8 protein-coding genes are annotated in these 9572 nt (G+C 70.9%); 5 read left to right on the top strand and 3 right to left on the bottom strand.

What is annotated here, in order from left to right:
* Positions 1-198 precede the first annotated feature (198 nt).
* Genes D7V93_RS29200 through D7V93_RS29185 form a run of 4 tightly spaced genes read left to right on the top strand, consistent with a single transcriptional unit; the run spans position 199 to position 6001 of the window.
* A complete protein-coding gene (locus tag D7V93_RS29200) occupies positions 199-1566 on the top strand; it encodes a TAXI family TRAP transporter solute-binding subunit (RefSeq protein ID WP_120646509.1) in 1368 nt (455 codons plus the stop codon).
* Entirely contained in the window at positions 1563-2630 is a 1068-nt protein-coding gene (locus tag D7V93_RS29195) for a nucleotidyltransferase domain-containing protein (protein WP_147451390.1), read from the top strand. Before D7V93_RS29200 ends, D7V93_RS29195 begins: the two co-directional genes overlap by 4 nt.
* A 21-nt stretch (positions 2631-2651) precedes the next feature.
* Positions 2652-4247: an MBL fold metallo-hydrolase gene (locus D7V93_RS29190; protein WP_120646507.1), complete on the top strand. Its 1596-nt coding sequence runs from the start codon at positions 2652-2654 to the stop codon at positions 4245-4247.
* The gene (locus tag D7V93_RS29185; RefSeq protein WP_120646506.1) at positions 4244-6001 is read left to right on the top strand and encodes an ABC transporter ATP-binding protein; all 1758 of its coding nucleotides are present in this window, start codon (positions 4244-4246) and stop codon (positions 5999-6001) included. The genes D7V93_RS29190 and D7V93_RS29185 overlap by 4 nt, the downstream gene beginning before the upstream one ends.
* Here D7V93_RS29185 and D7V93_RS29180 read toward each other — a convergent pair.
* On the bottom strand, positions 5998-6336 hold the full coding sequence (locus D7V93_RS29180; RefSeq protein ID WP_120646505.1) for a TerB family tellurite resistance protein: 339 nt from the start codon (positions 6334-6336) through the stop codon (positions 5998-6000). The two genes, D7V93_RS29185 and D7V93_RS29180, sit on opposite strands and share 4 nt — an antisense overlap.
* Before the next feature lie 192 nt (positions 6337-6528).
* Between D7V93_RS29180 and D7V93_RS29175 the strand changes: the two genes are divergently transcribed.
* A complete protein-coding gene (locus D7V93_RS29175; protein WP_120646504.1) occupies positions 6529-7602 on the top strand; it encodes a helix-turn-helix transcriptional regulator in 1074 nt (357 codons plus the stop codon).
* Here the strand turns inward: D7V93_RS29175 and D7V93_RS29170 are convergent.
* Entirely contained in the window at positions 7597-8478 is an 882-nt protein-coding gene (locus tag D7V93_RS29170) for an alpha/beta hydrolase (protein ID WP_120646503.1), read from the bottom strand. The genes D7V93_RS29175 and D7V93_RS29170 overlap by 6 nt on opposite strands.
* Positions 8479-8481: 3 nt before the next feature.
* The gene (locus tag D7V93_RS29165; protein ID WP_120646502.1) at positions 8482-9441 is read right to left on the bottom strand and encodes an epimerase; all 960 of its coding nucleotides are present in this window, start codon (positions 9439-9441) and stop codon (positions 8482-8484) included.
* Positions 9442-9572: the final 131 nt, after the last annotated feature.

The following is a 9572-nucleotide window of genomic DNA, read 5'->3' as shown; positions in this document are numbered from 1 at the left end:
CCCCCACCACCAGCAAGGACACCAGCCACCCGCCACGCCAACCCATGCCACACCCCTTGCAAACAGGCCTGGGAGGGAGGGTGCGTCGCGCAAGGGGATCCGCCAAGTACCCCCAGGTAGGGCTCAAGCTCGCCTGCTTGGACCGACGCGGTGTACGGCAGGGCCTCGCACCGCGCGGTCGGTATACTGCGCATCCCCATGAAGACGGACACGCTGAAAGCGCAGATCAAACGCACGTTGCGGCGCGACCTGTGGCTCGCCATCGCCCCCGCGGTGCTCCTCGTCGCCGCGGCGTTCGCGGTGACGCTCTACTTCGTCAAACCCGCGCCGCCCAAGACGCTGGTGATGGCGCTGGCGCCGGAGGAGGGCGGCTTCAACTACATGGCGAAGCGCTACCAGAAGTTCCTCGCCGAGCAGGGCGTGACGCTGGAGCTGCGCCCCACGAAGGGCTCCGTCAGCAGCGTGGAGCTGCTGGCCGCGGAGGGCAGCGGGGTGGACATCGCCTTCGCGCAGAGCGGCACGACGGGCGGCAAGGACCAGGCGGTGCCGGAGCACGTGGTGTCGCTGGGCAGCCTCTCCTATGTACCGCTCTGGGTCTTCTACCGGGGCGAGCGCGTGGAGGACGTGCGCTCCCTGGCGGGCAAGCGCATCGCGGTGGGCCCGGAGGAGAGCGGCACGCGCGCCCTGGCGATGACGCTCCTGAAGGCGAACCGCGTGGACGCGGCACCCACGCAGCTGCTGCCGCTGGACCGGGACGCGGCCATCGACGAGCTGATGAAGGGCACCGTCGACGCGGTGTTCCTGGTGTCCCCGGCGGAGTCGAAGCGCATCCAGAAGCTGGCCGCCGCGAAGGACGTCCACCTCATGAGCTTCACGCGCGCGGAGGCCTACACGCGCCGCTACCCGTACCTGTCGAAGCACGTGCTGCCCCGAGGCGTGTTCGACTTCGCGGAGGACGTGCCGGACCAGGACGTGCAGCTGCTCGCGCCCAACGCGCTGCTGCTGGCGCGCGACACGCTGCACCCGGCGCTCGCGTATCTGTTGATGCGCGCGGCCAGTGAGATCTCCGGCACCGCGGGCATCCTGGACAAGACGGGGGAGTTCCCCGCGCCGCTCGCCGCGGGCTTCCCCCTGAGCAGCGAGGCGAAGCGCTTCTACGCGTCCGGCGTGCCGCTGCTCCAGCGCTACCTGCCGTTCTGGGCGGCGAACCTGGTGGACCGGCTGTGGGTGATGCTGGTGCCCATCATCGCGGTGGTGGTGCCGCTGATGCGCGCGGTGCCGGCGGCGTTCCTGTGGCGGGTGCGCTCGCGCATCCACCGCTGGTACGCGCGGCTGAAGGAGATTGAAATCCAGCTGGAGGAGGACCCGGATCAGGAGATGCTCCAGGACATGCTCAAGCGACTGGAGGAGGCCGAGCGCGAGGTGAACCGCATCGCGGTGCCGCTCGCCTACGCGGAGAACCTGTACTTCTTCCGCGAGCACGTGGACGTCGTGCGCCGCCGCCTCACCCGCAGGCTCGCGGGCGCGCCCGAGCACAAGGAACTCCCCCTCCAGGTGAGCGCATGATGGACGGAGCGCTGGACGAAGAGGTGTCGCTCGTCGGCTTGACGGAGGACATGGGCGTCAACGCGGTGCTGTTCGGCTTCGTGGGGCTGTACGCGCTCACGTTCCCGGGCCGCGTGCGGGCCTGCTACCTGGTGGGCAGCCACGCCACGAGCGAGGCGGTGGGTGAGAGCGACCTGGACCTCACGCTCGTCTTCAAGGACACGTTCCTGCCCGGGGAGGAGGCTCGCTTCGAGCGCTTCCGCATGGCGGTGGGGCCCCTGGCCCGCTACCCGCTGGACCTGAACGCGGTGGAGGAGGCGCGGCTCGTCGCCGAGGGCGAGGTCAACCTCAAGCAGAACGCGCTGCTCATCGCGGGCGAGGACGTGCGCGACCGTGTCCCCCTGATGCCGCTGGAGGCGTGGACGCGCCACTGCATGCACCAGCCGTACAGGTTCATCGAGCGGGCGCGCGCCCGCGCCGAGGACGCGCCCCTGCGCTTCCCGCTGGAGTACCCGGACGCCCGGGGCGAGCTGTACGGGTACGACTACCGCGAGGTGATGGACGCGCAGGGCCAACTGCACCGGGGCTTCAAGGAGCTCGTCACCCTGGCGTGCCGGATGGCGACGGCGGCGGTGGCGCTGGACGCGGGCCGCCACACCTTCTCCAAGCGCGACGCCATCCAGGCGCACCGCGAGCACGTCCACGACACCTGGACGCCGCTGTACGAGTCCATCTTCGCCAGCCGCCAGCAGTGGGGCTACCGCGTGCCGGACGACGCGGCGGCGCGGGCGAAGCTGCGCGAGGCGTGCGCGCGGATGCTCGACGCGGAGAACGCCTTCCTCGCGCGCTACCGCGACTTCCTGCTCGCGGAGGTGACGCGGGGCAGGGTGGAGGACCGGGTGCTGGCGGCCCGGCGGCTGGGGGACATCGCCTATCCCGGCGAGGATGTGTCCCGTGCGCTCCAGCGACTCGTGGAGGCTCCGGAGCCTTCGGAGCCCGTGGACCTGGCGCTGCGCGAGGCGGCCCGTGAGTCCCTGGCGCGTCTGGCGCGTCACCGCGGCGACCGTGCGTCGTCCGCGGCGTGAAGCCTTCTTGAAGGAGTGTGGATGTCGCGCCCCCCGCTGTACCTGAAGCAGAACGTCGTCGCGGAACCGCTGCACAACCAGTGGTACGCGTGGTGGTTCCTGGCGTCGCCCATGACGGCGCCGCTCTTCGTCGCGAACCTCCATGTGAAGATCATGGAGTCCTTCGTCGCCAACCCCGCCATCCACGTCGCGGCGCTGAAGAGCCCGGCGCTGCGCGGCGGCCCCTACCTCAACTGCGGCGTGGAGCGGGTGGGGGAGGTGAAGGCGCTGCTGGAGCGCACGCTGAAGGAGGAGGCGCTGGCGCTCGGGTACGCGCAGGCGATGCGGGAGCTGGACGCGCTGCTCGCCTCCGCGGAGGGCTTCTCCCTGGAGGAGCTGTACCCGCGCGTGCCGGACCTGCTGCGCGGCTACGTGGAGCTCACCTATGACCTGAAGAACCGCGCCTCGCCGCGCTTCTTCGAGTCGCTGCTCTACAAGAGCCCCTTCCACCGCGAGTCCTCGCAGAGCCTGTCGCTGCGGCTCATCCACGGGGACGCGCGCCCGTATGTCTTCAGCACGCCCCGGCTGGAGGACACGCGGGATGGCAGCCTCCAGGTGCGCCTGCCCTTCCGGCACGAGGCCTGGGACGCGCTGTTCGCCATGCGGCGCACCCCGGCCCCGCTGGAGCCGGTGCGCGACGCGCTGGGCATTCCGCCCCAGGACGGGGACACCTTCGCTTCGTTCTTCACGCCCGAGCCGCCCCGGCCCGCCCCCCGCTACGACGGCGACGGGGTGCGCGTGCGCTACTTCGGCCACGCGTGCGTGCTCATCGAGTCGCGCCACGTCAGCGTCCTCACCGACCCCGTGGTGAGCTACGACTTCCCCAGCGACCTTCCGCGCTACAGCTTCGCGGACTTGCCGGAGCGCATCGACTACGTGGTGCTCACGCACGGCCACGCGGACCACCTGATGTTCGAGCCGCTGCTCCAGCTGCGCCACCGCATCGGCACGGTGGTGGTGCCCGCGGGCGGCGGTGGCGCGCTGGTGGACCCGTCGCTGCGGCTGATGCTCCAGCACGCGGGCTTCCGCAACGTGGTGACGCTGTCGGAGCTGGAGTCGCTGCCGGTGCCGGGCGGGGAGCTGTTGGGCCTGCCCTTCCTGGGCGAGCACGGCGACCTGGACGTGCGGGGGAAGCTTGCGCACCTGGTGCGGCTGGAGGGGAAGTCGCTGCTGATGGCGGCGGACTCCAACGCGCTGGAGCCCCGGCTGTACGAGCACGTGCACCGGCACGTGGGCCCCATCGACATGATGTGGCTGGGGATGGAGTCGGAAGGCGGGCCGCTGAGCTGGATGTACGGGCCGCTCCTGCCCGCGCCGCTGTCCCGGAAGATGGACCAGTCGCGGCGGCTCAACGGCTCCAACGCGGCGCGCGCCATCGACATCGTGCAGCGGCTGAAGCCGCGTCAGGTGCGCATCTACGCCATGGGCCGGGAGCCGTGGCTGGGGCACGTGATGGTGATGGGCTACCACGAGCAGTCGCCGCAGCTGGTGGAGTCGCGCAAGCTGCTCGCGTACTGCCGGGAAGAGGGGCTGGACGCGGACATGCCCTACGGGCAGGCGGAGTCGTTCCTCCGGTGACGACGACGACGCCCGGGGCCGCCGCCCCCGTCTCCGCGCGGCGCCTGCTGGGCCTGGCCTGGAGGGAGCGGCGCGCGCTGGGCGTGGGGCTGTTCTTCCTCGTCGTGGCCACGGTGCTGTCACTGGTGTTCCCGCAGGCCCTGCGCGTCATCGTCGACGAGGCGCTGGGCGCGAAGGACCAGGGGCTCATCGACCGCACGGCGGTGGTGCTCACCGTCGTCTTCGCGGTGCGCGCGGTGGCGGACGCGCTGCGCTTCTACTTCTTCAACACCGCGGGCGAGCGCACCGTGGCGCGCCTGCGCGAGGACCTGTTCGCCCGGCTGGTGGACCAGGAGGTGGCCTTCTTCGACACGCGCCGCACGGGCGAGCTGACGAGCCGGCTGACCGCGGACACCACGGTGTTGCAGCACGCGGTCAGCAACAACATCGCCACCGCGCTGCGCAGCGGGGCGCAGGCGGTGGGCGGCCTGACGATGCTCTTCTACACGTCGCCGTCGCTCGCGCTCCTGATGCTGGGGGTGGTGCCGCCGGTGGCCATCGCGGGGGTCGTCGTGGGGCGGAAAATCCGCCAGGCGTCGCGCCAGGTGCAGGCCGCGCTCGCGGACGCCACGGGGGTCGCGGACGAGGTCTTCACCGGCATCCGCACGGTGCGCGCCTTCGCCGCCGAGCGGCACGAGGTGGGGCGCTACCGGGGCCGCCTGTCGCAGGTGCTGTCGCTGATGCACCAGCGCTCGCGCCTGTCGGCGGCCTTCATGGCGGGCAGCGGCTTTGGGGGCCTCTTCGCCGCGGCGCTGGTGCTCTGGTACGGCAGCCGGCTGATGCTCCGGGGCGAGCTGTCCATGGGCAACCTGACGTCGTTCCTCGCGTACACGCTGCTGGTGTCCACGGCGCTGAGCGGGCTGACGGACCTGTGGGGCGACTTCATGCGCGCGTCGGGCTCCGCGGAGCGCGTGTTCGAGATGATCGACCGCGTGCCCGCCATCCCGCTGGAGGGCGGCGTGCGCCTGCCCGTCCTGGAGGGGCGCGTGGAGTTCCGGGGCGTGCGCTTCGCCTATCCCTCGCGGCTGGATGTGCCGGTGCTCCAGGGGCTGGACCTGGAGCTGGCGCCCGGTGAGGTGGTGGCGCTGGTGGGGCCTTCAGGCGGAGGCAAGTCCACCATCGCCGCGCTGCTCGCGCGCATGTACGACCCGCTGGCGGGAGGCGTCTGGGTGGATGGCCACGACCTGCGCACGCTGGATCCGGGCTGGCTGCGCCGGCACCTGGGCGCGGTGGCGCAGGAGCCCCTGCTGTTCTCCTGCTCCATCGCGGACAACATCCGCTACGGCCGCCCGGATGCCACCGACGCGGAGGTGGAGGCCGCCGCGAAGGCCGCGAACGCGCACGACTTCATCGGCCGTTTCCCGGAGGGCTACCGCACGGAGGTGGGGGAGCGGGGCGTGCAGCTGTCCGGCGGACAGAAGCAGCGCGTGGCCATCGCGCGGGCGGTGCTGAAGGATCCGCGCATCCTCGTGCTGGACGAAGCGACGTCCGCCCTGGACGCGGAGAGCGAACACCTGGTGAAGGACGCGCTGGAGCGGCTGATGCAGGGCCGCACGACGCTCATCATCGCGCACCGGCTGTCCACCGTGGCCAACGCCCACCGGGTGCTGGTGCTGGAGTCCGGCCGCGTGGTGCAGAGCGGCAGCCACGCGGCGCTGATGGCCCAGGACGGCCTCTACCGTCGGCTGGTGGAGCGGCAGTTCGTGGCGGCCTAGGGGGCGATTCCGAGCAGCTCGCGGATCTGCCGCATCATCTCGATTTCGGCCTCGTCCACCTGGCCGTCCCCGGCGATGAGGCTGTGGACGGCGTCGATGACGGCCTTCGGGTTGTCGCTCAGCAGGCCCAGGTTCGGGGGAGGGAGCGGCTTTCCCTCCTGGAGGCAGCGGGTGAGGGCGCTGAGCTCCGTCAGGGACACGCTGAACCCGCGTGCGGTGTCGATGATCTGATCGATCTCCTCGCGGGTGACGCGGTCATCGCTGGTGGCCACCTGGAGCAGCAGCTTGATGACCTCGATGTGGAAGCGGGCGTCAGGGTTCGGCGGGATGGCCATGCGCGGTGGGTCCTCCAGGGTGGTGGTCCAGGCTGACCTGCCCGGGGGGGATGCGTCCAGCGGGGACTCCGGCGGCGAAAGGCCAGCGGGCGGGCGAGGGTGTCATGGCGGACATACCTCCTGGAGGGGATGGGCATGGGTCCCGGCCATGTCATTCTTGCGAGGTATTGAGACACGGGGGAGGTACCCACCATGGGTAGAGCACTGAAGTTCGCGTCGCGTGAGCAGGGATTGATCAGCGAGATGCGAAGCGGTCTCATTGAGGTCCAGAGCTACGAAGACATCCATACGGTCATCGCGGACGTGTTGGCCCAGCTCTGTGGGGCGGACCACATCGCGCTCGGCTTCGCCAACCTGGATGGCTCCGCCGGGCTGGAGTGGATGACGCGCACGGCGATGCCCCTGCTCAAGGACTATCCTGAATGGGCGCTGCGCTGCTTCGTGTTCCAGGCCACCATGGCCCAACCCAACATCGTGCTCAGCGGCCCGCAGATGCTGCGAGGCCAGGCGCTGGAGGACACGGAGACCTATCAGCGCAGTCGCGCGGTGGACCTGAACCTGCGGCACGTGCTGGCGGCGTTGCTCATGCAGGGACAACAGGGGCTCAAGGGTGGCATCGCGGTGTACCGCGAAACCCAGCGGCCGTTCCCGCTCCAGGCCCAGCGGTTGCTCCAGGAGGTGACACCGGACATCAAGGGCGCGGTCAGCAGCGTCCAACGCTTCTACTCGTTGCGTCTGGAGAACGACCTGCTGAAGACGGTCTCGGCCGAGCCAGGTGCCACGCTGTTCGTGTTGCCCCATCGCCGGGACATCGTGCGCACGCACGCAGCCACTGCCCTCCTGGAGAAGTGGTTCGCGCCCCATGAGCTTCACCACGGCGTGCCCAGGGCGTGGATGGAGTGGGTGAATCACCTGTCGACCCAGGAGGGCACCCCGGACGCCGAGAAGGCCTCCCTGGTGAAGGGCCTGGATGGCAAGACGTTGCAGGCGACGTTCACGCGGTCCCCGGTGCGGTGGAACGGTCGTTTGTTGTGGGAGGTTCGAATCGTGGAGCATTCCCATTGGATGAGGGCCGACTGGCTCCAGCTGCTCACCGACAAGGAACTTGAGGTGGCGGACTGTCTGAAGCAGGGCGCCGCCAACAAGGACATCGCCAACAAGTTCAATCGCTCCCTGCATACGGTGAGAGAGCATGTGAAGGCGATCTTCATCAAGACCGGCGTCCATTCCCGGGGAGAGTTCGTCGCTCAGGCCCGCCGCTCATAGCGAGCGGTCGAAGAACTCCCGCAGCTGTCGCGCGTAGCCCTCGGGGTCCTTCTGGGCGTACTCCCCGTGGGCCGCCTCCGGCACCTCCCACAGTTGCTTGGGCTCACACGCCGCGCGGTAGAGACTGGCCCCCAGCTTCTGGGGCCCGTCCGGGTCGCTGCCCCCGTTGATGAGCAGCAGCGGCCGTCCCTCCAGCCTGCACATCCCGTCCAGCGGCCGCACGGCCTCCACGTCGATGCCCGCCCGGCGCAGCCCCCACAGCACGGCCCAGGTGCTGGGTCCGTAGTGCGAGCCCATGTCCCGCGCGAGGTCCGGAAACGCACCCGCCACCGCCACGGCCTTCACGCGCGGGTCGTCCTGCGCCACCAGCAGGGCCGTCGTGCCTCCCATGGAGAAGCCGAACAGGCCCACCCGTCCTGGCGTCACGTCCGGCCGCGCCCGGACGAAGGACAGGGCCGCGCGCACGTCCTCGCGCTCGCTGTCGCCCCAGCCAATCGCGTCGCCGTCGCTCTCCCCCTGGCCGTGCAGGTCGAACAGCAGCACCCCGTGGCCCGAGCGCGTCAGGACGCCCGCCTCGAAGAGGAGCTGCGTGCGGTTGGCCGCGAAGCCATGCACCAGCACCACCGCCGTGCCATCGCGCGAAGGCACGTACCAGCCGCGCAGCACCTGCCCGGCCGCTGTGAAGGACACGTCCTCCAGGCCCGTCAGCGCGTCCGGCCCGGAGGGACGCGTCACCGGGGTGCGCGCCGGATGCACCAGGGCGCTCGCCGTGCGCAGGCCCCGCACCGCCGTGAAGACCCCGAAGCCCGCCACGCCCACGGCCAGCACCGCCGCGAGGACCCGGAGCCACCGCACACGCACCTTCTTCGAGGACACAGGTCAGCTCCGCTCGGGCCCGGCGTTGCGCCAGCGCTCGACGAGGTTTCGCACAGCGGCTCCCCATTCGGGGTACTCGAAGGTGAAGCCCGCGTCCAACAGGCGCCCGGGCACCACGCGGCGGCTCTTCAGGAGCAGCTCCGTGTCCGTGCGCATGAAGAACGCGCCAATCTCCAGCATCCACTTCGTCGCGGGCAGCCCCACGCCCATGCCCGCCGCCTCGCGCAGCTTCGACATGAACTCCCGATGGGGCAGGGGATGGGGGGCCGCGAGGTTCACCGGCCCGTCGAGGTCCTCTCGCTCCAGCAGCAGCCGCACCGCGCGCACGAAGTCCCGGTCGTGGATCCACGACACGAACTGCTTCCCGCTGCCCGCGGTGCCGCCCAGCCCCCGGCGCGTCAGGCCCAGGAGCACGTCGAAGATGCCCTCGCGGTCCGGGCTCATCACCATCGCGGCGCGCAGCGCCACCTTGCGAGTCCGGGGCGTGTTCGCCTCCGCGAGCGTGCGCTCCCACGCCCGGGCGATGTCGATGCTGCGCTTCCAGTACGCGGGCACCCCCGGCTCGTCTCCGCCAATGCGCCCCGTGGCCTCGTCGTTGGGCGCGTCCAGCCGGTGCGCGTACAGCGTCGCGGTGCTCATCTGCAGCCACACGCGCGGGGGCCGCACGGCCTGCTCGATGGCCTGTCCCACCGCGCGCGTGGAGTCCACCCGCGAGTCCATCATCTGGCGCAGGTTCTCCTCCGTGTAGCGGCAGTTCACGCTGCGGCCCGCCAGGTTGATGACCGCGTCCGCGCCGTCCACCTCCCGCGCCCAGTCCCCCACGGTGCGGCCGTCCCAGGCCACCGTGCGCGCCACGCCGTGGCCGCCCCGGCTGACGAGGACCACGTCGTCACCCCGCGCGAGGAACGCCCGCGCCAGCAGTGCGCCCACCTGCCCCGTGCCACCCGGAATCACGATCTTCACGATGGACCCCCTCGTGTGTCGGCCCCCGCTCGCTTCAGCGGAAGAGCCCGTGCGATCCCTGGCATAGCGTGCGCACCCGGTAGCCCGCCCGGTTCCGTTCCGGGCGTCCCCGGTCCTCCCTGGTACCGGCG

Origin of the sequence: Corallococcus llansteffanensis, from assembly GCF_003612055.1 — a bacterium.
In the GTDB taxonomy this organism is placed as follows: Bacteria; Myxococcota; Myxococcia; order Myxococcales; family Myxococcaceae; genus Corallococcus; species Corallococcus llansteffanensis.
This window is presented reverse-complemented; position numbering and strand designations above follow the sequence as displayed.

Coding starts and splice junctions, on each gene's coding strand:
- D7V93_RS29200 (WP_120646509.1), top strand. CDS start 199: ATGAAGACGGACACGCTGAAAGCGCAGATCAAACGCACGTTGCGGCGC.
- D7V93_RS29195 (WP_147451390.1), top strand. CDS start 1,563: ATGATGGACGGAGCGCTGGACGAAGAGGTGTCGCTCGTCGGCTTGACG.
- D7V93_RS29190 (WP_120646507.1), top strand. CDS start 2,652: ATGTCGCGCCCCCCGCTGTACCTGAAGCAGAACGTCGTCGCGGAACCG.
- D7V93_RS29180 (WP_120646505.1), bottom strand. CDS start 6,336: ATGGCCATCCCGCCGAACCCTGACGCCCGCTTCCACATCGAGGTCATC.
- D7V93_RS29175 (WP_120646504.1), top strand. CDS start 6,529: ATGGGTAGAGCACTGAAGTTCGCGTCGCGTGAGCAGGGATTGATCAGC.